18 protein-coding genes are annotated in these 21782 nt (G+C 64.7%); 6 read left to right on the top strand and 12 right to left on the bottom strand.

Features of this window, described 5'->3' with window-relative positions:
- The first annotated feature begins 252 nt into the window (after positions 1-252).
- The 6 genes from QO034_RS12680 (at position 253) to QO034_RS12705 (ending at position 8511) form a co-directional block, all read left to right on the top strand.
- On the top strand, positions 253-1293 hold the full coding sequence (locus tag QO034_RS12680; RefSeq protein ID WP_284485905.1) for a fatty acid desaturase: 1041 nt from the start codon (positions 253-255) through the stop codon (positions 1291-1293).
- Between the two features lie 304 nt (positions 1294-1597).
- Entirely contained in the window at positions 1598-3028 is a 1431-nt protein-coding gene (gene ccoG, locus QO034_RS12685; RefSeq protein WP_284485906.1) for a cytochrome c oxidase accessory protein CcoG, read from the top strand.
- 3 nt (positions 3029-3031) lie between these two features.
- Positions 3032-3490 carry a FixH family protein gene (locus QO034_RS12690; RefSeq protein ID WP_284485907.1) on the top strand — a complete coding sequence of 153 codons (459 nt, stop codon included), beginning with the start codon at positions 3032-3034 and terminating at the stop codon, positions 3488-3490.
- 5 nt (positions 3491-3495) lie between these two features.
- Positions 3496-5676, top strand: coding sequence for a heavy metal translocating P-type ATPase (locus QO034_RS12695; protein ID WP_284485908.1), 2181 nt, complete (start codon positions 3496-3498; stop codon positions 5674-5676).
- A 4-nt stretch (positions 5677-5680) separates the two neighbouring features.
- Positions 5681-5839, top strand: a complete 159-nt coding sequence (gene ccoS, locus QO034_RS12700; protein WP_284485909.1) for a cbb3-type cytochrome oxidase assembly protein CcoS — start codon at positions 5681-5683, stop codon at positions 5837-5839.
- A 182-nt stretch (positions 5840-6021) separates the two neighbouring features.
- On the top strand, positions 6022-8511 hold the full coding sequence (locus QO034_RS12705; protein WP_284485910.1) for a GcvT family protein: 2490 nt from the start codon (positions 6022-6024) through the stop codon (positions 8509-8511).
- 105 nt (positions 8512-8616) lie between these two features.
- Here QO034_RS12705 and QO034_RS12710 read toward each other — a convergent pair whose 3' ends face one another.
- The 12 genes from QO034_RS12710 to xdhA all read right to left on the bottom strand — a co-directional run bounded on the left by QO034_RS12710 (position 8617) and on the right by xdhA (position 21575).
- Positions 8617-9057: an EF-hand domain-containing protein gene (locus QO034_RS12710; RefSeq protein WP_284485911.1), complete on the bottom strand. Its 441-nt coding sequence runs from the start codon at positions 9055-9057 to the stop codon at positions 8617-8619.
- The gene (locus tag QO034_RS12715; RefSeq protein WP_284485912.1) at positions 9054-9392 is read right to left on the bottom strand and encodes a carboxymuconolactone decarboxylase family protein; all 339 of its coding nucleotides are present in this window, start codon (positions 9390-9392) and stop codon (positions 9054-9056) included. Before QO034_RS12715 ends, QO034_RS12710 begins: the two co-directional genes overlap by 4 nt.
- An 80-nt stretch (positions 9393-9472) precedes the next feature.
- Complete coding sequence (locus QO034_RS12720; protein WP_284485913.1) at positions 9473-10132, bottom strand: DUF938 domain-containing protein; 660 nt, start codon at positions 10130-10132, stop codon at positions 9473-9475.
- The gene (locus QO034_RS12725; RefSeq protein ID WP_284485914.1) at positions 10129-11208 is read right to left on the bottom strand and encodes an NAD(P)/FAD-dependent oxidoreductase; all 1080 of its coding nucleotides are present in this window, start codon (positions 11206-11208) and stop codon (positions 10129-10131) included. The genes QO034_RS12720 and QO034_RS12725 overlap by 4 nt, the downstream gene beginning before the upstream one ends.
- Positions 11205-12140: an aldo/keto reductase gene (locus QO034_RS12730; RefSeq protein WP_284485915.1), complete on the bottom strand. Its 936-nt coding sequence runs from the start codon at positions 12138-12140 to the stop codon at positions 11205-11207. The genes QO034_RS12725 and QO034_RS12730 overlap by 4 nt, the downstream gene beginning before the upstream one ends.
- A gap of 123 nt (positions 12141-12263) precedes the next feature.
- Positions 12264-13337 carry a BMP family ABC transporter substrate-binding protein gene (locus QO034_RS12735; RefSeq protein ID WP_284485916.1) on the bottom strand — a complete coding sequence of 358 codons (1074 nt, stop codon included), beginning with the start codon at positions 13335-13337 and terminating at the stop codon, positions 12264-12266.
- Between the two features lie 33 nt (positions 13338-13370).
- A complete protein-coding gene (locus QO034_RS12740; RefSeq protein ID WP_284485917.1) occupies positions 13371-14291 on the bottom strand; it encodes an ABC transporter permease in 921 nt (306 codons plus the stop codon).
- Position 14292: 1 nt separating this feature from the next.
- The gene (locus tag QO034_RS12745; RefSeq protein WP_284485918.1) at positions 14293-15372 is read right to left on the bottom strand and encodes an ABC transporter permease; all 1080 of its coding nucleotides are present in this window, start codon (positions 15370-15372) and stop codon (positions 14293-14295) included.
- Between the two features lie 72 nt (positions 15373-15444).
- Positions 15445-16962, bottom strand: a complete 1518-nt coding sequence (locus QO034_RS12750; protein ID WP_284485919.1) for an ABC transporter ATP-binding protein — start codon at positions 16960-16962, stop codon at positions 15445-15447.
- A complete protein-coding gene (xdhC, locus tag QO034_RS12755; protein ID WP_284485920.1) occupies positions 16959-17894 on the bottom strand; it encodes a xanthine dehydrogenase accessory protein XdhC in 936 nt (311 codons plus the stop codon). Before xdhC ends, QO034_RS12750 begins: the two co-directional genes overlap by 4 nt.
- Positions 17884-20214 (bottom strand): xanthine dehydrogenase molybdopterin binding subunit, encoded by a 2331-nt coding sequence (gene xdhB / locus QO034_RS12760; protein WP_284485921.1) that lies wholly within the window; start codon positions 20212-20214, stop codon positions 17884-17886. The genes xdhC and xdhB overlap by 11 nt, the downstream gene beginning before the upstream one ends.
- Positions 20211-21575, bottom strand: coding sequence for a xanthine dehydrogenase small subunit (gene xdhA, locus QO034_RS12765; protein ID WP_284485922.1), 1365 nt, complete (start codon positions 21573-21575; stop codon positions 20211-20213). Before xdhA ends, xdhB begins: the two co-directional genes overlap by 4 nt.
- Between the last annotated feature and the right edge of the window lie 207 nt (positions 21576-21782).

Genomic DNA, 21782 nt, shown 5'->3' on the forward strand with positions numbered 1-21782 from the left:
CCTGGCGCCGCCGGAGAGCCCGGCACTGGCTTTTCGATCTGTTCGCGCGTTTCCTGAAAAGCCGGTGCCAAATTCCCTTCCTGAAACTTCGGACTTTCCGGTTCTTCGGGATTTCCCGCGCTCGCGCCGCGATCCCTAACGCCTTGATAACCGTTTCCGCGCCACACCTTCTGCATGGCCCGCAGAATTCGCTTGCCAAGGAGCAGGGGTCGTTTATCCGGGTGCACGATGGCAAGACATAACAGCAGGCGAATGAGCATATCCCACGAGACCGACCCGCAAGGGCCCAAGGAGACGACTCCGCGCGAATGGGTTCAGATCCTGTCGAAATACCGCGAGCCGGACACGTTGCGCAGCGTGTTCGAACTGACCGTCAGCTTCCTGCCCTTCGTCATCCTCTGGGCCGCGGCCTGGTGGGCCCTGTCGGTCAGTCCCTGGCTGGCCCTGGCGATTTCCGTCGTCAACGCGGGGTTTCTCGTCCGGCTGTTCTGCATTCAGCATGATTGCGGTCACGGGGCGTTTTTCCGCAACCGATTGGTCAGCGACTGGATCGGGCGGGTGTTGGGGGTGCTCACGCTCACTCCCTATGATGTCTGGCGCCGCACCCATTCGATGCACCATTCGGCCGCGGGCAACCTGGGCCGGCGCGGTATCGGCGACGTGCATACCCTGACCGTTGCGGAATATCGCGCGCTCTCGCCGCTGTGGCAGTTCCACTACCGGCTGTATCGCAGCCCGTTCACCCTGTTCGGCCTTGGGCCGGGCTATATCTTCTTTCTTCAGAACCGCCTGCCGATCGGCCTGATGACCGCCGGCTGGCGGTATTGGACCAGCGCGATGGGCACCAATCTCGCGATTGCCCTGGCGCTTGCCGTCGTGATCTATTTCGGCGGACTCGCCCCGGTCTTGCTGGTGTTCCTGCCGACCACCCTGCTTGCGGCGTCGGCCGGGGTCTGGCTGTTCTTCGTGCAGCACCAGTTCGAGGAAACCAGCTGGAACCGGGAAGAAGACTGGCAGTTGCACGATTCCGCCCTGCACGGCAGTTCGTTCTATGACCTGCCGTCCGTGCTGAGGTGGTTTTCGGCCAATATCGGCGTGCATCACGTGCACCACCTTTACGCGCGTATCCCGTTCTACCGGTTGACGGAGGTTCTGCGCGACCACGCGGTCCTGAGCACGTTGAACCGGCTCACCCTCGCAGAGAGCTTTGCCTGCAGCCGCCTGCACCTGTGGGACGAAAACAACCGCAAGCTGTTGTCTTTTCGCCAGGCAAAGGCGATCTACGGCGCATAGAGTCCGCCCTGGCGCGCCAAGCGGCCGCGCCATCCGGATGCAACAGCGGCGTCTTGCATCGAATGCAGCCGAGAGGTTTCTGTTTTGCAGGTTGGGGCATCAGACGCGGCCGCAGCCTGCAGGCTTCTTTCCGCTGAAAGCCTGAACCCATTGGGCGCGCGGAATTCTCGGGCCGGAGCAAAAGCCAGCGTTTCGCAGGCGAGAAAAGATGTGGGGCCAATGTGCTTTTTGACCCATATCAAAGTTGGCATGCGGCCCATCTGTGACAACGAACCTGAAAAGAAACATCAGCCGGAGTGATTCCGTGAGCAGCAGCGAACCAGCCCCCAGTCTTTATGCCGCGCGGGAACCGATCTTTCCCAAGCGTGTCTCCGGGCCGTTCCGGAACCTGAAGTGGGTGATCCTGGCCGTGACGCTGGGTATTTACTACCTGACGCCGTGGATCCGCTGGGACCGCGGGCCAAGCCTGCCGGATCAGGCGGTTCTGCTCGATCTGGCCAATCGTCGGTTCTATTTCTTCTGGATCGAGATCTGGCCGCACGAATTCTATTTCGTGGCGGGACTCCTGATCATGGCGGGCTTGGGGCTGTTCCTGTTCACGTCGGCCTTGGGCCGCGTCTGGTGCGGCTATGCCTGTCCGCAGACGGTCTGGACCGACCTGTTCATCCTGGTGGAACGCTGGGTCGAGGGCGACCGGAACGCCCGGTTGCGCCTGCACCGGCAGAAAAAGATGGATTTCCGCAAGGCCCGGCTCAGGGTCACGAAATGGGTGATCTGGCTGCTGATCGGACTGGCGACCGGCGGGGCCTGGGTTTTCTATTTTGCCGACGCGCCGACGCTGGCGGTGGATCTCGTCACCGGCAATGCCCATCCGATCGCCTATACGACCATGGGTGTTCTGACGCTGACCACCTTCTTCTTCGGCGGGTTCGCACGCGAACAGATATGTATCTATGCCTGTCCCTGGCCGCGAATTCAGGCCGCGATGATGGACGAGGACACGCTTGTCGTCGGGTATCGCGAATGGCGCGGAGAGCCGCGCAAGCATTCCGAAGACGTCAAGGCCGGAGCGCCGCAGGGCGATTGCATAGACTGCATGGCCTGCGTCAACGTCTGCCCGGTGGGGATCGACATCCGGGATGGCCAGCAACTGGAATGCATCACCTGTGCGCTTTGCATCGACGCCTGCGACGACATCATGGCCAAGACCGGCAAGCCTCGCGGTCTGATCGACTACATGGCCCTGTCGGACGAAGGCAGCGAGCGCAGCGGATTGCCGCCAAAGAACATCTGGAAACATATCCTGAGACCGCGCACGATCATGTATACCGTACTGTGGTCCCTGGTCGGGTTCGGACTCGTCTTTGCCCTTTTCATGCGTCAGGATATCGAAATGACCGTGGCGCCGATCCGGAACCCGACATTCGTCACCATGTCGGACGGCTCGATCCGGAATACATACGATGTGCGGATGCTGAACAAGAACGGCGACCCGCGGCAATTCCGGCTGTCCGTGCGTGGCGACCCGACCCTGCGGATCCAGCTGGAGGGCACGCCCTATGATTCGATCCAGGTTCCGGCGGACACCGGTTTTCTGCAACGGGTCTATGTGGTGTCGCCGGGCGGGTCGGTGCCATCCACGTCGGACCGGACCGATATCCGTTTCTGGGTCGAGGACCTGACGAATGGCGACAGGGCCTACCGGGACACCACATTCAACGGGACGGGAGGCTGACGGATGGGCGAACGCGAATTCACCGGCAAGCACGCCGCCGCGGTGTTCATCGGCGCTTTTGCCGTCATCATCGGTGTGAACATCGTGCTGGCCTATAGCGCGGTGAGAACCTTTCCCGGCCTGGAGGCGAAGAATTCCTACGTCGCGAGCCAGGAATTCGACCTGCGCCGCGATGCCCAGGAGGCGCTTGGCTGGACTGTCCGGGCGGATGCGCGCGACGGCGCGGTCATCCTGTCGATCACCGATGCCCAGGGGGATCCCGTTCAGGTCGCCGAACTGTCCGCCATCGTGGGGCGGGCGACCCATGTGCGCGACGACGTCGCGCCGGAGTTCATCTATGACGGCAAGGCCTATGTCGCTCCGGTCGATCTGGGCGCGGGAAGCTGGAACATTCGCATGGCCGCGCGCGCCGAAGACGGCACCGAGTTCTCCCAGCGCGTCATTCTGCATGTGAAGGGCTAGCCGACGTGACGGCCCAGATGCGCCCCCCTTCCGCCGCTGCCTGCCCCGGATGCCTTGCCGCTCCGACCGATGCGGTCGAGCAGCCGCTGAAACCCGCGCAAATCGCCCTGTCGCTGCCCACGATCCATTGTCAGGCCTGCATTTCCGCCGTCGAACGCGGGCTGAACGCCTATCCCGGTGTGCGGTCCGCGCGGGTCAACCTGACCCTGAAGCGGGCGATGATCGATGCCGAGGACGGGATCGCCGCCAGGGATCTGATCCCGGTTCTGGAACGTCTGGGTTATACGGCCCACGAACTCGATCCGGGCGCGCTGTCCGCGACGGAGTCCGGCCGGGCGGGCAGGGATCTGCTGATCCGCCTCGCGGTCGCCGGCTTCGCGTCGATGAACGTGATGCTCCTGTCGGTCTCGGTCTGGTCCGGGGCGACGGATGCGACCCGCGACATGTTCCACTGGATCTCTGCGGCGATCACCTTGCCCGCCATTGCCTATTCCGCCCAGCCATTCTTTCGCAATGCCTGGGCCGCCCTGTCCGCCGGGCGGCTGAACATGGATGTGCCCATCGTGCTGGCCATTCTCCTGGCTCTGGTCACGTCGCTTTGGGAAACGTCGCTGTCCGGCGAACACGCCTATTTCGATGCCGCGTTGACGCTGACCTTCTTCCTGCTGGCCGGACGGTATCTCGACTTCCGCACCCGCGCCGTGGCCCGGTCCGCCGCGGAGGAGCTTGCCGCGCTGGAAGTTCCCCGCGCCCTGCGCGTGAGGGACGGTGTTGAACAGGAGGTGGCCGTCGCGGATCTGGCCGTTGGCGATCACGTCCTCGTCCGTCCGGGCGGCAGGATGCCGGTGGACGGGGTCATCGTGTCGGGACAGTCGGAACTGGACCGGTCGCTTCTTACTGGGGAAACCTTGCCGGTCTTCGCGGCGACCGGTCTTGTCGTAAGCGCCGGCGAGGTCAATCTGACCGGTCCGCTGACGATCCGGGCCACGGCCGTGGGCGAGGAAACATCCCTGCACCGCATGGCCGACCTTGTCGCCATCGCCGAATCCGGACGGTCGCGATACACCTCGCTGGCGGATTCGGCGGCCAAGCTTTACGCGCCGGGCGTTCACATCCTGTCGGCGCTGAGCTTCCTGGGCTGGTATCTCTGGTCCGGAGACCTGCGGGTCGCGTTGAACATCGCCGCCGCGGTGCTGATCATCACCTGTCCCTGCGCCCTCGGCCTCGCCGTGCCGGCGGTCACCACCGCCGCGTCGGGCCGGTTGTTCCGCAAAGGGATGCTCATCAAGCACGCCACGGCCCTGGAGCGCCTGGCCCAGGTCGACACAGTGGTGTTCGACAAGACCGGGACCCTGACCGCGGGCACTCCGGAGGTGACGAACCTCGGGGATCATTCCCGCCAAGATCTGGAGATCGCGCTGGCGCTTGCGGAAGGATCCGCGCATCCGCTGTCGCGGGCGATCGCACAGGCGGCGCGGGCCGCGGACATCCGGCCGGCCGCTGTGAACGATGTTCGGGAGGTTCCGGGTTATGGCGCCGAGGGCACCTGGCGGGGGCAGCGGGTGCGTTTGGGCCGGGCCAGCTGGGTCGGCGGAGCGCAAGGCGAAAAGACCGCCGCCTGGCTGGCGGTCGGACCGCATCCGCCGCAAGCCTTCCTGTTCGTCGATGCCCTGCGTCCGGGCGCCGCCAAGGCGGTTTCGGCCTTGCTCGCCGCGGGCAAGGACGTCTATCTGGTCTCGGGCGACAGCGCCGGGGCGGTCGAAAACCTGGCGAAACGCCTGAAAATCGACAGGTGGCTGGCCGAAGCCCTGCCGGAAGACAAGGCCGCGCGAATCGCCGATCTGAGGGCAAAGGGGCGCAAGGTCCTGATGGTCGGGGACGGGCTGAATGACACGGCGGCCCTGGCGGCGGCGGATGTGTCGATTTCGCCGGCCAGCGCGCTGGATGCGGCGCGGGTGGCGTCCGACATTGTGCTGCTGGGACAGGATCTGACGCCGATCGCGGAAGCCTGCGAGACCGCGATCCGGGCCACCAGGCGCATCAAGGAGAATTTCCGGATCGCGACGGTCTACAACGTCATCGCCGTGCCGCTCGCGGTTGCGGGGCTGGCGACGCCGCTGATCGCCGCGTTGGCGATGTCCACGAGTTCGATTACAGTGTCGTTGAATGCGCTGCGCCTGAGGTGACGACATGTCGATACTGTCCTATCTCATACCGATATCCCTGACGATGGGGGCGATCGGCCTTGTCGCTTTCATCTACACGGTGCGTTCCAACCAGTATGACGATCCGGAGGGCGACAGCCGCCGCATCCTGTCCGACGAATGGGACGACCATCCCAAGCCATGAGCCGGGGGAACGACCGTCCGGGGCATCGAGCCCCGCACGGTCGTGCTGCCGCGGACCCCGGTCCGACCGACGATCTTTGAACGGAGGTCGGTTTTGTTCCGATTTGCGTCGGATGGAATTGGCGCGCGTCGCGGCAGACGGGCATAACCGCTCCAGACAGACTCGTGCCGTGGAGTGAGCCGATGAAAACGCATGTCAAATCTTTGGTCGTGGGGGGCGGAGCCGTTGGCACGTCGATCGCCTATCATCTGGCAAAGGCCGGTTGGGACGACGTGATGCTGCTGGAGCGGGACGAGTTGACCAGCGGATCGACCTGGCACGCGGCGGGCCTGCTGCCGCTGTTCAACATGTCCTACGCGACCACCCATATCCACAAGTATTCGGTCGAATTCTACAAGACGCTGGAAGCGGAAACCGGGCTGAACGCGGGGTTCGCGGTGGTCGGCAACCTGCGCATGGCGCAGACCGATGCGCGTATGGACGAATACATGCTCTATGCCAGCACGGCGGAAACCTGCGGCGTGCCCCATGTTTTCCTGACGCCGGACGAAATCAAGGCGCGCTGGCCGCTGATCCGCACCGAGGATCTGAAGGGTGCGCTTTATCACCATACCGATGGTTATATTAACCCGGCCGATGTGACCATGGCGATGGCCAAGGGGGCGCGACAGCGCGGCGTGGCGATCGAGCGCAAATGGCAGGCCGACGCCTTTCACTGGAATGGCGCGGCCTGGGAGGTCACGGCCACCAGGATGGTCGAGAAGGGCGGCAACCTGGTGCCGAGCGACGAGCAGGTGGTGATCACTGCCGAACATGTCGTGACCGCCAGCGGCAACCACGCACAGCGCACCGCCAGGATGCTGGGCATCAAGATGCCCGCGGTCCCGGTCGAGCATCAGTTCATCGTGATGGAGCAGGATCCCGCCCTGGTTGAATTCCGCAAGAATCATCCGGAGCACCCGGTCATCCGTGACGCGGACGCCCAGAGCTATGTGCGCGAGGAACGCGGCGGCTGGATCCTCGGGGTCTATGAAAAGGGTGCCCCGGCCCGGTTCGAATATGGCGTGCCCGACAGTTTCAGGGCCGACCTGTTCCAGCTCGATCTCGACCGGATCGAGGACCAGTACATGGCGATGAACCATCGCATGCCGAGTGCCGAGAATTGCGGGCTGAAGGACGATTTCAACGGCCCGATCTGCTATACGCCCGATGGCAACCCGCTGGTCGGCCCGGCGCCGGGGCTGCGCAACATGTGGCTGGCCGAAGGCTTCAGCTTCGGTATCACGGCGGCGGGCGGCACTGGTTATTACCTGGCGCAAATGATGGTCGAGGGCGAGGCCGAGATCGACATGGCCAGCCTTGACCCCAAGCGCTATGGCGACTGGATGACCACCGAATTCGCGGCGCGCAAGAACGAGGAATGCTACGACCACGTCTATATCCTGCATCACCCGGACGAGGAACGCCCCGCCTGCCGGCCGCTGCGCACGGCACCGGCCTATGACCGGCAGAAGGCGCTGGGTGCGCAGTTCGGATTCGTCAACGGCTGGGAACGCCCGAACTACTATGCGCCCGAAGGCTTCGACGATCACGACAGCCGGTCGTTCCGGCGCGGCGGCTGGTGGCAATACGCGGTCGAGGAAGCGAAGGCGATCCGCGAAGGAGCCGGTTTGATCGACGCCACGGCGTTTACCAAGCACATGGTCAAAGGGCCGGGCGCGACCGCGTTCCTGGACTGGTTCACCTGCAACAAGCTGCCCGCCGTGGGGCGGATCAACCTGACCTATGCGCTGACGGACCATGGCACCACGCGCACGGAATACACTATCGTGCGGCTGGCCGAAGACGAATACTATCTTGTGTCCGCCGGGGCGTGGACGGCCTATGATGCCGATTTCCTGCGCAAGTCCGCCGCCGACAAGATGGGTGAATTCGGCTATATCGAAATCCAGGATGTCACCACGCAATGGGGTGTCTTTGCCATCGCCGGTCCGAAATCGCGCGATGTGCTGAACGAGATCGTGAAGGATGCGGACCCTGCGACGGTTCTGGGCAACAAGAGGTTCCCCTGGCTGTCCATGCGCAATATCGAGCTGGGCATGTGTCCGGTTCGCGCTATCCGCGTCGCCTATACCGGGGAACTGGGATGGGAACTGCACCACCCGATCGAGATGCAGAACTATCTCTGGGATCAGCTGATGACGGCGGGTGAAAAGCATGGGCTGAAGCTGGTCGGCGCGCGGGCGCAGAACTGGTTGCGGCAGGAGAAATCCTATCGCGCTTTCGGCACCGAACTCGGGCGCGACGCCACCCCGCTGGAGGCCGACCTGCCACGTTTTGTCGATCTGTCCAAGGACTTCCGCGGCAAGGCGGCGATGCAGGCCAGGGGCATCCGGTCCAGATGCGTGACGCTGCTGATAGACGGGCCGGACGATACAGATCCCTGGGGGCGGGAGGCGCTTTATCACGGCGACACCCACGTCGGGCGTTTGACCTCGGGCGGCTATTCCGTCAGCTTCGGCAAGAGCATCGGCATGGGCTATGTGACGCCGGAGCTCGCGGTTCCGGGCACCCGGCTCAAGGTCAGGATGCTGAACCGGCTCTGGGACGCCGAGGTCTGCGAGGACAGCCCGTATGACCCCGCGAACGCCGCCATTCGCAAGGATGGCTGAGCGCCGCAAATGGACCGGGACCGCGCTGCTTGCCGGAGGCATTTTCGTCGCGGCGCGGTGGGTTGCACAGGACCGGATCCGAGGCCGCCGATGCGGAGACGGGTCCTATCCGTTTCCGGCGGCAAAGTCGCCGGTCGTCACCACGCCATCGCCGGTGCGGTCCATCGTGTCGAACCAGTCGGGAACACGGTTCAGGAATTCATCGGCGGACACCGAACCGTCCCCGTCGATATCATTGAAGGGCAGGGTCAGGCCGTCGTTCACGATCCGCATCGGGCCTTTCCCGTGTCCGCCCGCATTGACGGCCATGTCATCCTGCCGGGTCTGATCGAACAGGGCGTATTCGGCCGGGTCCAGAACGCCGTTTTCGTCCTGGTCGAACATCGTGAACAGATCGGCACGCTTCTGCCGGGCCTCGTCGAGCGACACGGCGCCGTTGGCGTCCATGTCCCAGTTTTCGATGAAATGCGCGCCGGGTTCACCTTGTTGGGCCAGAGCGGCCCCTCCGATCGCGGCGGCAAGGGCGAAGATCGCGGCGGGTCTCATGATGCGCTCAGTTCGTCAAAACATTCGAGCGCCTTGGCGGCGTACATCATTGCCGGCCCGCCGCCCATCTGGAGACACATGCCCAGAACGTCGGCGACTTCCTCACGACTGGCGCCGAGTTTGATCAGCGCCTCGATATGCAGGGAAATGCAGGGTTCGCAACGTTCGGCGACGGAAATGCCAAGCGCAACGAATTCCTTGGTCTTGTAGTCCAGCGCACTGTCCTGCTTGACGGTTCTGCCCAGTCCGGCGAACGCGCGCGCGGTGTCCGGTATCGCTCCGTTCAGGTTTCGCAATCCGGCGCGTGTCTCTTCCAGTTTGTTCTGCCAGTTCATGAAACCGGTCTCCTCGTGATCATATGGCGATATTTGCACATGTTATGATCCGGTGTGTCAGCCGGGTTCCTTGATCTCGATCAGTTTGCCGGTTTTTCCAGCACGAGCGCCAGATTGTTGGACGGCATCTCGACCACGTCGAGGACGCACAGACCGGCTTCGACCGCCATGTCCAGAACGTCGAAATCGTCCTTGTAGCCGATCTCAGGGTCCTGGGCGATCAGGCTGGCGTGAAACCGCACATCGCCTTCGCTGGTCAATTCTCCGGCCCGCATGAACGGGCCATAGATCACCATACGACCGCCGGGGATGAGGGCGGCGGCGCTTTCGCCGATCAGAACCCTGGCTTCGCCGGTGCTGATCAGGTGCAGCAGATTCACGACCACGATCAGCGATTGCGGGGTCTGTGCCTTGCCCCATCCCCGGGCGGTTGCATCCAGCGGAATCGCCGCGGCGAGATTCGGCAGGGACGCATCGGCGGCATGGGCGTCGATGCTGGCCCGGCGCACCGGGTCCGGTTCCGTCGGCTGCCAGCCCAGGCCGGGGAACCGCGCGGCAAAGGCGACCACATGCTGGCCGGTGCCGCTGGCGATTTCCAGTGCGCTGCCCGCGCGCGGCGCGACATGATCCAGCAGATCGCAAAGCGCGTCGCGGTTGCGTTCCGCCGAGGGCGCGAACAGCTTTGCGCCTTCGGCCGGGGTGGCGACATTGGCGGTTTCGGGCAAGCGCCGGCGGGTCATGTCCGCAGCCGATCCGGCCGCAACGCGGCCACGGTCCCCGCATCCAGTTCGCTTGGCGCGCCGGTCACGAGATCTGCCAGCAACTGCGACGCCGCGGGCGCGGTCTGAAAACCGTATCCGCCCTGTCCGGCGCACCAGATGAACCCGGGCCGGTCCGGGTCGGGCCCCAGAACCAGCGCCCGATCCGGAGCGAAACTGCGCAGCCCCGCCCAGTTGCTTTCGACCCGCGTGACCGGTTCCGTCACCATTTCTTCATAGCGGGCGAGTCCTTCGGCCAGAACCATGTCATCGGCATAGGCGTCATGCGGATGCGTCGGGTCCTGCTCGGCAGGGGACACGATCAGCTTGCCCGCATCGGGTTTCGCATACCAGCTTTCCCCGACACCCATCAGCATCGGCCAGGCCGACACGTCGTGCCCGTCGGGGGCGGGCAGCCGGGCCATGGAGCGGCGATGCGGCACGATGCCCATGGGCGCGACACCCGCCAGTTTCGCGATCTCGTCCGCCCAGGCCCCGGCGGCATTGACGAGGTTGCGCCCCTGATAGGCGTCGGTGGCTGTCCGGACGTGCCAGCCCGCCGCGCCGCCGGCGATGTCGGTCACCTGCGCCCGGGTCAGAACCTGCCCGCCGTTGGCGCGGATGATCCGCGCGAAATCCTGCATCAGCCGGTCGGTGTCGATGTCCCAGGCTGCATCGTGAAAAGCCGCCAGGGCGACGCTGTCCGGATTCACGATGGGTGCCATGGCCCTGGCTTCCTTCACCGACACCGGATCGAGGTGCAGGTTCGCCAGATCCGCAAGGAACCCTTCCTGCTGGTCCGACCGCGCCAGCAGCAGCAACCCGCGCGGCGACAGGTAGCCGCCGTTCTCGCGGCGGTGATAGTCGCTGCTGGCGAGGTTCAGGGCGACGGTGCTGGACAGGCCATAGCTGGCTTCGTAAAGCGCGGCGGACCGGCCCGAGGCGTGATAGCCAAGGGCGTCTTCGCCTTCCAGGACCGTGACCGACCCGTGGGCGGACAGCCGCGCGCCCGCGCTCAGCCCGGCGATGCCGCCGCCGATGACGATGAAATCGATCATGCGGTTTCTTCGCTCCGGTCCGTCGCGGGAGAGGGCGTCGGGCTCAGGGCGCACATCCGTTGATAGAGCGCGTCGGTCATGTCGAACTCCAGCGCGTCCAGCGACGGGCGCAACTGCTCCGCCGTCCGGCCCGAGACGATCGGCATCGGCCGCGACGGGTGCGCCGCGACCCAGGCCACGGCGAGCGTCGCCGGATCGGTTCCGGTCTCCCGTGCCAGCGCGCCGAGATCGGCAGCGGTCGTATGCATCCAGTCCTGCCGGTATCGGGACCGGTACATGTCGTTGACGTTTAGCCGTCCGCTGTCCCCGCGCGCGTATTTCCCGGTCAGAAGGCCGCCGCCGAGCGGCGAATAGGGCGCGATGGCGATGCCCTGATCCGCGCACATCGGCAGGATCTCGACCTCGGCCTGACGTTTCACCAGATTGTACATCGGTTGCAGGATGTCGATGGTCAGATCGAATTCGGCCGCAACCCGGACCGCTTTCATCACCTGCCATGCGGCGAAGTTGGACAATCCGACATAGCGGATCCGGCCCGCCTGTTTCAGCGCGGCAAAACCTTCCATGGTTTCCCGCAGGTCGGTGTCGGGATCGAACATGTGCAGGTAGAGCAGATCGACGCCGTCCAGTCCCAGCCGGCCGCAGGAGATATCGAACTGCTGCGTCATGTTCGCGCGTCCCGCGCCGCCTACGCTGCCGTATTTCGTGGCGATCAGAAGCGCGTCGCGGTCGTCTTCGATCATCTGCCCCAGCAGGGTTTCAGAAGCGCCGCCGGTATAGACATAGGCCGTGTCGAAATGGTTGATTCCCGCCGCGCGGCAGGCATCGAACATGGCGCGGCTGTCGGTTGCATCGGCGCCCGCGCCGAACTGCATGGTGCCAAAGGCAAAGCGGCTGACGGGAGACCCGTCCAGAGTTGTCATATGTGTCATGCCGGGACAATTGCATGCCGGACCGGCACGGAAAAGGGGGGTCTTGCCCGGACGTGAAAAGGCCCCGTCCAGCGGGGCCTTTGTCCGTTGCGACCTGCCGCCGCCCATCGCGGGCGGTCGGGCTCAGTTCGGGATGTCGCCTTCGATGCCTTCGACATAGAAATTCAGGCCCGCGAGCGTGCCGTCATCGGCGACTTCGCCTTCGGCCAGCCAGACGCTGCCGTCCTGCTTGTTCAGCGGTCCGGTGAACGGGTGGTATTCGCCGGACGCGATCGCATCCTTGAGCGCCAGCGCCTCGGCCTTGACCTCGGCGGGCACCGCGTCGGAAATCTCGCCGATTCCGACCATGCCCTTGTCGATGCCGTCCCAGCGGTTGCTGCTGGCCCATGTGCCGTCCATCACCGCCTGGGTGCGTTCGATGTAATAGGGCGCCCAGTTGTCGATGATCGAGGACACCCGCGGCAGCGGTGCGTATTCGCTCATGTCAGACGCCTGCCCGAAGGTGATGACATTGCCCGCCGCCTTTGCCGCCGCCTGGGGCGCGGTTGAATCGGTGTGTTGCAGGATCACGTCGGCGCCCTGTTCGATCAGGACCTTGGCTGCATCGGCTTCTTTCGCCGGGTCGAACCAGGTGTAGGCCCAGACAATCTTGAACTGCACGTCGGGGTTTGCCTTCCGGGCGTGGATGAAGGCGCTGTTCATGCCCCGGATCACTTCGGGAATCGGGTAGGAGCCGATGTAGCCGATGATGTTGGACTTGGTCATCTTGCCGGCGATATGGCCCTGGATCGCGCGGCCTTCGTAGAAGCGCGCCGAATAGACGGCCACGTTGTCGGCGGTCTTGTACCCGGTGGCATGTTCGAATTTCACGTTCGGAAACTTCTTGGCCACGTTGATGGTCGGGTCCATGTAGCCGAAGGAGGTGGTAAAGATCAGGTCCGCGCCGTTCAGGGCCATCTGGGTGATCGCCCGTTCCGCGTCGGCGCCTTCCGGGACGCTTTCCTGGTAGACGGTTTCGACCTTGTCTCCGAACTCCGCCTCGACAGCCTGGCGACCCTTGTCGTGCTCGTAGGTCCAGCCGCCGTCGCCCACCGGGCCGACATAGATAAAGCCGACCTTGGTCTTGTCCTGCGCGATTGCGCCGGTGGCCAGTCCCAGCACCATCGCGGCGCTGGCAAGAAGTGACGTTAGTTTCATTCAGGTTCCCCTATTTTGATTTTGATTGGCCCCTCAGCGAGAGGCATGGAAAATTCTGCCCAGCGATGCCGGCGCGCTGCTCTTGTCTTTCGACAGGATCACTAGCACAAGGATCGTGATGAGGTAGGGCGACATTGCCAGATACTCCACCGGAATGGCAACGCCCGCCGCCTGCAGATTGAGCTGCAACACCGTGATGCCGCCAAAAAGATAGGCGCCCAGCAGCACGCGCCAGGGTTTCCAGCTGGCAAAGACGACCAGCGCCAGGGCGATCCAGCCGACCCCGGCGGTCATGCCCTCGGTCCACTGCGGAACCCGGACGAGGCTGATATAGGCCCCACCCAGCCCGGCGCAGGCCCCACCGAACAGGATCGCGAGAATGCGGATTCGCACGACCTTGTAACCCAACGCATGCGCGGCATCATGGCTTTCGCCAACCGCGCGCAGGATCAATCCGGCACGGGTGAACTTCAGGATCGCCCAGACCGCTGCCACGATCGCAATTCCGACGTAGAGCACGACATCATGCGTGAACAGGATCGGGCCGAGGACCGGCACGTCGCTGAGCAGCGGGATATGGATATCTCCCGTCGGTGGCGGTTTGATCCCGACGTATTTCTGCCCCATCAGGGCGCTCAGACCAAGACCGAACAGGGTCAGCGCCAAGCCTGACGCCACCTGGTTGGCCAGAGCCACCTGGGTCAGCAGGATGAACAGTGTCGACAACAGCGCACCGCCCACCGCCGCAGCGACAAAGCCGAGAAACGGCGAGCCGGTTTCGACCGAGATCGCGAAACCGCTGACCGCGCCGACGATCATCATGCCCTCGACCCCGAGATTCAGGACGCCCGCCTTTTCCACGACCAGTTCACCGATGGCGGCCAGCAGGATCGGCGTCGCCGCCACCATCAGCGACGCAATCAGCAGAACCGGGTTGATCGAACCAAGATCCATCTCAGGCCACCTCTCTTGCGCGCAACCGGACGCGGTAATTTGTTAAAAGGTCCAGCGCCAGCAGGAAGAACAGCAACATGCCCTGAAACACCTGGATCGCCGCCGCGGGCAGGCCCAATTGGGACTGGGCGATTTCGCCACCGATATAGGTGAGCGCCATCAAGCCTCCGGCGAGCAGGATGCCCAGAGGATGCAGCCGTCCGAGGAAGGCAACGATGATCGCCGTGAACCCGTAGCCGATGTTGAAATCGATGGTGATCTGGCCTCCGGGGCCGGATACTTCGAACAACCCGGCCAGCCCGGCCAGCGCACCCGACGTGCCGAGGCAGAACAGGATCAGCCGGGTCGGCCTGACGCCTGCGAAACGCGCGGCGCGCGGCGCCTCTCCGGTGAGCCGGATGTGAAAGCCCAGCATGTGGCGGTTCAGCAGCACATAGGCGAAGATCACCGCGATGAAGGCAAAGACCACGCCCCAGTGCATGCCGACATCCTGATTGATCCAGCTGGTTGCGCTGGCATATTCGGTCAGGTTTCGGCTGCCGGGAAAGCCGAAGCCTTCCGGGTTCTTCAAGAGCCCGAGCGACATCGAGGCGAGCAATTGTTCCGCCACATACACCAGCATCAGCGACACCAGGATCTCATTGGTGCCGAAACGCACCTTGAGCAGCGCCGGGACCATCGCCCAGGCCCAGCCGCCGAACGCGCCGCCGATGACCATCAGCGGGAACACGATGATCGAGTCGAGCGGGTAGAAGGCGAGACCGACCCCGGCTCCGACGATAGCGCCCATGATGTACTGGCCTTCCGCGCCGATGTTCCAGATCCCGGCCTTGAAGCCAAGCGACAGGCCGATGGCGATCAGGACCAGCGGCGCGCCCTTCACCAGCAGTTGCGGGCGATAATAGAATGCGAATTCGCCGAACAGCGGTTCATAGAAAATGGTTCGGATGGCCTCGACCGGGTTCTTGCCCAACAGCGCGAACAACAGCCCGCCAAAGACCATGGTCGACAGCACCGCCAGGACCGGCGTCAACAGCGTCCACATGCGGGAGGGCTGGGGTCTTTTTTCCAGAACGATCATGCACCGGTTCCCCGTATCGTGTTGTTTGTGGATTCCACCGCAAGAGACGGAACGGATTCGGGTCGCATCCGGTCAAACATGCGCCACCTCCATGCCATGCGCCCCGCCCATCATCAGCCCGATCTCTTCGATCGTCAGTTCGGCCGTATCCTGCGGTGTGCTCAAGCGACCTTCGTTCAGGGCGGCGAACCGGTCGCTGATCTCCATCAACTCGTCCAGGTCCTGGCTGATGCAGATCACGGCTGCCCCGTCCGCGGCTAGGTCGAGCATCGCCTGCCGGATGGCGGCGGCGGCGCTGGCGTCGACGCCCCAGGTCGGCTGGTTCACCACCAGAACCTCCGGGCGTTGCAGGATCTCGCGGCCGATCACGAATTTCTGCAGGTTGCCGCCCGACAGGGACCGGGCCGCGTTTCCGGGCCCCGGTGTGCGCACGTCGAAATCCTCGATGATCCGTTCCGCGAAGGCCTGCGCCTGCCGCCATTTCAGGAATCCCCGCCGTACGAGGTTTTCGCGAACCGACCCTGTCAGCATCGCATTCTCGGTCAGGCTCATGTCCGGTGCCGCCGCATGGCCCAGCCTCTCTTCGGGTGCGCTGAGAACGCCCAGCCGCCGCCGGTCCGTCGGGCCCAGGTTCCCGATCGGCTTGCCGTGCAGTTTCACCGCATCGGACGCGCTCCTGACCTCGCCCGACAGCACCGCCAGCAACTCGTCCTGCCCGTTGCCCGCGACACCGCCCACGCCGAGCACCTCGCCCTTGCGCACCGTCAGGTGCAGGTTCTTCAACCCCGTGCCGAATTCCGACGGGGCCGGCACCGACAGCCCGCTGATGTCCAACGCGACATCGCCAAGGGCGCGTCCCGACCGTTCCGGGGTCTTCAATCCGGTTCCGACCATCAGTTCGGCCATGTCGCGGGCGCTGGTTTCGGCAGGGATGCACTCGCCCACGTTCTCGCCCAGCCGAAGAACGGTTGCATGGTCGCACAACGCGCGGATTTCCTCGAGCTTGTGCGAAATATAAAGTATCGCCGTGCCCTCGGAGCGCAGCTTGCGCAGGGTTTCAAACAGGATGTTCACTTCCTGCGGCGTCAGCACGCTGGTCGGTTCGTCCATGATCAGCAGCCTGGGGTCCTGCAGCAGGCAGCGGATGATCTCGACCCGCTGCCGTTCGCCGGCGGACAGATCGCCGACCCGGCGATAGGGATCCAGCGGCAGCCCGTAGGTTTCCGATACGTCGCGGATACGTTTCGCCAGATCGCCCATCTTCGGCGGGTTTTCCATCCCGAGCGCAATGTTCTCGGCCACGTTCAGGGCGTCGAACAGCGAAAAATGCTGGAACACCATCGCGATCCCGTCGGCGCGCGCGGCGCGCGGTTCTGACGGGGCATAGGGCACGCCGTTCAGCAGCATCGACCCACTGTCCGGCTTGACCAGCCCGTAGATCATCTTCACCAGCGTCGATTTGCCGGCGCCGTTCTCGCCCAGCAGCGCGTGCACCTGACCCTTGCCGATATCGAAGGACACGTTGTTGTTGGCGATCACGCCGGGATAGGCCTTGGTCAGGCCTTGCAGGCAGAGAAGAGGGGCTGTCACGCGCTCAGGTCCTTGTCTTGGGAATGTATCGTCGCGGGCCGCAACAGCCTGGCTGCCACCCCGATCGCGATGGATTGCGGATGCTTGCCCAGCGACGGGTCTCCGATCGGGCAGGTAATACCGCCGATCCGCTCCGGCGAATGGCCCAGCTTGGCCAGTCTCGACCGGAACCGCGCCCATTTGGTGCGCGATCCGATCAATCCGGCGAAACCGAAGCCGTGGACAAGAAGCCGATGACAAAGGTCGAGATCGAGCGCATGCGAATAGGTCACGATCAAGTGCTCCGCATTGCGCGGGGCATGGGCCACCAGGTCTCCGGGTTGCCGTGCCGGAACAACGTCGACGCCGGCCGGCACGTCCGGCGGAAACCTGTCCCGCGCCGTGTCGATCCAGGTGATCGACAGGTCCGGGATCGGACTCAGTGTCCCGACCAGCGCCCGCCCCACATGGCCCGCCCCCCAGATCCAGACCGGCCTGGCCGCCCGGTGCACGGGTTCGATCATCCAGCCGTCGAGCAATTGCGCGGCGGGCGGCACACCCTGCGCCCGCTGGCGGTCCAGGACGCGCTTCACGGACAGGGGCATCGCGGTCACAGGGCCGGTTGGCCGCGCGATCACCGTTTCATCCAGCGTTGCGACAGCGGCTGCGTCGAAAGGTTCGCTGAACAGGCTCACCGCACCGCCGCAACATTGCCCCATGTCCGGGCCAAGCGCATGATGGCTCATCAGCGGTTCACGGATCGCGCGCGCGGCCTGCGCGGCCTGGAATTCCAGCGTGCCGCCGCCGATCGTGCCGGACTGGCCGCCGTCCCAGACCAGCATCGCAGCCCCCACCTCGCGCGGGGAAGACCCGCGCACAGCCGCGATGACGACACGAACCACCCGGCCATGCCGCGCGACCGCGTCGCGCAGGGCGTCCAGTTCAAATCCCATGCCGCACCCTTTGAATCGCCGACCAGACCCGTTCCGCCGTCGCCGGCGCATCCAGCGCCGGATAGTCCGCGCCGCAGGAACTCACCGCATGGCTCAGGGCGAGGAAGGCCGAAATGCCGAGCATGAATGGCGGCTCGCCCACGGCTTTGGAGCGATAGATCGTATCCTCCCGGTTCCGCCCGTCCCACAAGGCGACGTTGAAGATGTCGGGCCGGTCCGAACGGGCCGGGATCTTGTAGGTGCTGGGGGCATGGGTGCGCAATCTGCCCCGGTCGTCCCAGACCAGTTCCTCCGTGGTCAGCCAGCCCGCGCCCTGCACGTAACCGCCCTCGACCTGACCGATGTCCAGCGCTGGGTTCAGCGATGCTCCCGCATCATGCAGGATATCGGCCCGCAAGATGCGGTTTTCGCCGGTCAGGGTGTCGATGGCCACCTCCGTCACGGCCGCGCCATAGGCAAAGTAATAGAACGGCCGGCCCCGCCCCCTGATCCGGTCCCATTCGACCTTGGGCGTCTTGTAGAACCCGGTCGCGCTCAGGCTGACGCGCCCTGCGTAGGCCAGGCCGGCGGCCTCGGCGAAATCATAGGCCGTTTCGCCAAGACGCACCTGGCCGTTCTCGAAACGAACCTCGTCCGCCGCCGCCTGGTGCCGTTCGGCGAGGAATCCGGCGATCCGGCCCCGGATCGTGTCGCACGCCGCCATGACGGCCATGCCGTTCAGGTCGCTGCCCGATGATGCCGCCGTGGCCGAGGTATTCGGGACCTTCGCGGTGTCCGTTGCGGTGATCTTGACGGCGTCCGGGTCGATTCCGAACCTGTCGGCCGCAACCTGCGCCACTTTTCGGAACAATCCCTGGCCCATCTCCGTGCCGCCATGGTTCAGATGAACCGACCCGTCCTGGTAGACATGCACCAGCGCCCCGGCCTGGTTGAGATGGGTCAGGGTGAAAGAGATCCCGAACTTCACCGGGGAAAAGGCGATCCCCTTCCGGATCGTCTGGTGCCGCGCGTTCCAGTCCGCGACATCCGCCCGCCTGCGCGCATAGTCGCAGGACGCCAGAAGCGCGTCGGTCATGGCATGCAGTTCGAAATCCCCGACCTCCATGCCATAGGGCGTCAGGTTGTCCTTCCTCCTGCCGGAAATACTCCGGGGGGTCCGGGGGGCTGGCCCCCCGGCTGCTGCATCATAGTAGTTCACCCGCCGTACCGCGACCGGGTCCATCCCGAGATCATGGGCGACGTGGTCGATCACGCGTTCGATGCCGATCATCCCCTGCGGACCGCCGAATCCCCGGAAAGCGGTGGCGCTCTGGGTGTTGGTCTTCAGCCGATGGCTCTCGATCCGGCAGGCGGGCAGACAATAGGCGTTGTCGGCATGCAGCATCGCCCGATCCGCCACCGGAAGCGACAGATCCTGCGCCCAGCCGCACCGGGCGAACTGGACGAAATCCACCCCGCAAATCCGCCCGGTTTCGTCAAAGCCCGCGCGATAGGCGATGCGGAAATCATGGCGTTTTCCGGTGAGGATCATGTCGTCGTCCCGGTCGTAGCGCATCTTGCAGGGCCGCCCGGTCAGGCGGGCCGCCACTGCGCAGGCCACTGCGAGCGCATTGCCCTGGCTTTCCTTGCCGCCGAATCCGCCGCCCATGCGGCGCGTTTCCACCCGGACCGCGTGCATCAGCAGGCCAAGGGCCTCTGCGACCTTGTGTTGCATCTCGGTGGGATGCTGCGTGCTGGACTGCACCAGCATGTCGCCGCCTTCCTGCGGGACCGCCAGGGCGGCCTGGCTTTCGAGATAGAAATGTTCCTGCCCGCCGATCTCGAACGTGCCGTCGATCCAGCGGGGAGCCGCGGCGATTGCCGCCGCCGCGTCGCCTTTCTCGTAGATCCGCGGACCGTCCTCGAACCGGCTGTCGGCCGCCAGCGCCTGGTCGATGGTCAGGATCGGCGTTTCCTCGTCATAGACGACCCGTGACAGCCGCGCCGCCTTGCGCGCTTCGAGGTGACTTTGTGCGACCACGGCAAAGATCGCCTGGCCGACATGGTGAACGGACCCGGTGCACAGCAGGGGTTCATCGTGAATTGACGGCGACACGTCATTGGCGAATGGCAGGTCATCGGCAGTCAGAACCGCCACCACGCCGGGCGCCGACCGCACGGCGCTCAGGTCTATCGACCTGATCCGCCCACGCGCGATCGCGCTTTGCCCGAAAGCCAGGTGCAGCGTATTCGCCGGGGTCGGAATGTCGTCCACGTAGCGGGCGGCACCGGTGACATGCAGGCGCGCGGCATCGTGGGGCAGGGGTTTGGTGACGCTCATGTCCGCAGCTCCAGAACCGACTCCGGCGCGCCGTGATCCTGCGCGAAATAGCGCGCCAGCATCGCGCGCGCGGTTTCAAGCCGATACAGCGACGACGCCCGCATGTCCGACATCGGGGTGAAATCGGCATCGAAACGGGTCTGCGCCAGGGCGATGGTTTCGGCGGACCAGGGCTGCCCGATCAGCGCCGCCTCGACCTGCGCGGCGCGCTTGGGGATACCGGCCATGCCGCCAAAGGCGATCCGGGCCGCCGTGACCCGGCCGTCCGCGACCGCGATGTTGAAACAGCCGCAGACTGCGGAAATATCCTGATCGAACCTCTTGCTCAGCTTGTAGCATCGCAACCTGTCCTGCCCGCGCGGGATGACGACGGTTTCCAGGAATTCGCCCGGCGCACGGTCCTGCTTGCCATAATCGACAAAGAAATCCTCTGACTCGATCTCGCGGCGCGCGTCTCCCTTTCGCAAGACCAGCCGCGCCCCGAGCGCGATCAGTGCAGGCGGGTTGTCTCCGATGGGCGACCCATTGGCGATGTTGCCGCCAAGGGTCGCGGCATTGCGCACCTGTTCCGATCCATAGCGGCGGATCATCTCGGCATAGGACGGATAGTGGGCCTGCATCACTTTTCGCATTTCCGTCATGGTGACGGCGGCGCCGACGCGGATGGACTCCCCGGTGGTCTCGATCCGTTTCAGGTCCCGGCATCGGTTCAGAAAGGCGACCGCGCCCAGGTCCCGGAATTGTTTCGTTACCCAAAGGCCGATATCGGTCGCCCCGGCAACAAGGGTCCCGTCCGGGTTGGCGAGACACCAGGCCGCCAGCTCATCGCTTGTTTCCGGCGCATGGGGTTGCGGAACCGCGGTCAATTCCTCGGGCGGGTCGTTCAGCCAGTCCGGCGGCCGCGCCCGCTCGACCGATTGCGCGGCCCGGATGATCGGCGCATATCCGGTGCAGCGGCACAGGTTGCCGGCCAGAACGTCGTCATGGTCGCTGCGGCCCTGGCAATGGGCCACGACCATGGAGGCGATGAATCCCGGTGTGCAGAACCCGCATTGCGACCCGTGGGCGTTGATCATCGCCTGCTGGACCGGGTGCAGCGTGCCATCCGGAGCCGCCATCCCTTCGACGGTTCGAACCGCCCTGCCGTGCAACTGGGGCAGAAAGAGGATGCAGGCGTTCAACGCCATCGGTCCGCGTTCGTCCACGACCATGACCGTGCAGGCGCCGCAGTCGCCCTCGTTGCAGCCTTCCTTGGTTCCGGTCAGATTCCGGTCTTCCCGCAGCCAATCCAGGAGAGTCCTGGTCGGCGAAACTCCCGAAAGTTCAACAGTCTCTCCGTTCAGAAGAAACGTGATGTCCATGTGCGAAACCTGTCGCCATACCCTGTTGCGCCTCTCGTGCGGTTCCTCGATGCGACGTAGAAGAACCGGCGGGCCATTTTGATTCAGGTTAGAAAGGCGAAACCCGCTCTGGCAAGCAAAACATATGCCGCTATGCAACATTGCGCCCCGTTCCGGGTGGTCTCGGTCTGATCCGCCGATCGATTGGGCACATTGAATTCAAACTGG

It is taken from the genome of Sedimentitalea xiamensis, assembly GCF_030164465.1.
In the GTDB taxonomy this organism is placed as follows: domain Bacteria; phylum Pseudomonadota; class Alphaproteobacteria; order Rhodobacterales; family Rhodobacteraceae; genus Sedimentitalea; species Sedimentitalea xiamensis.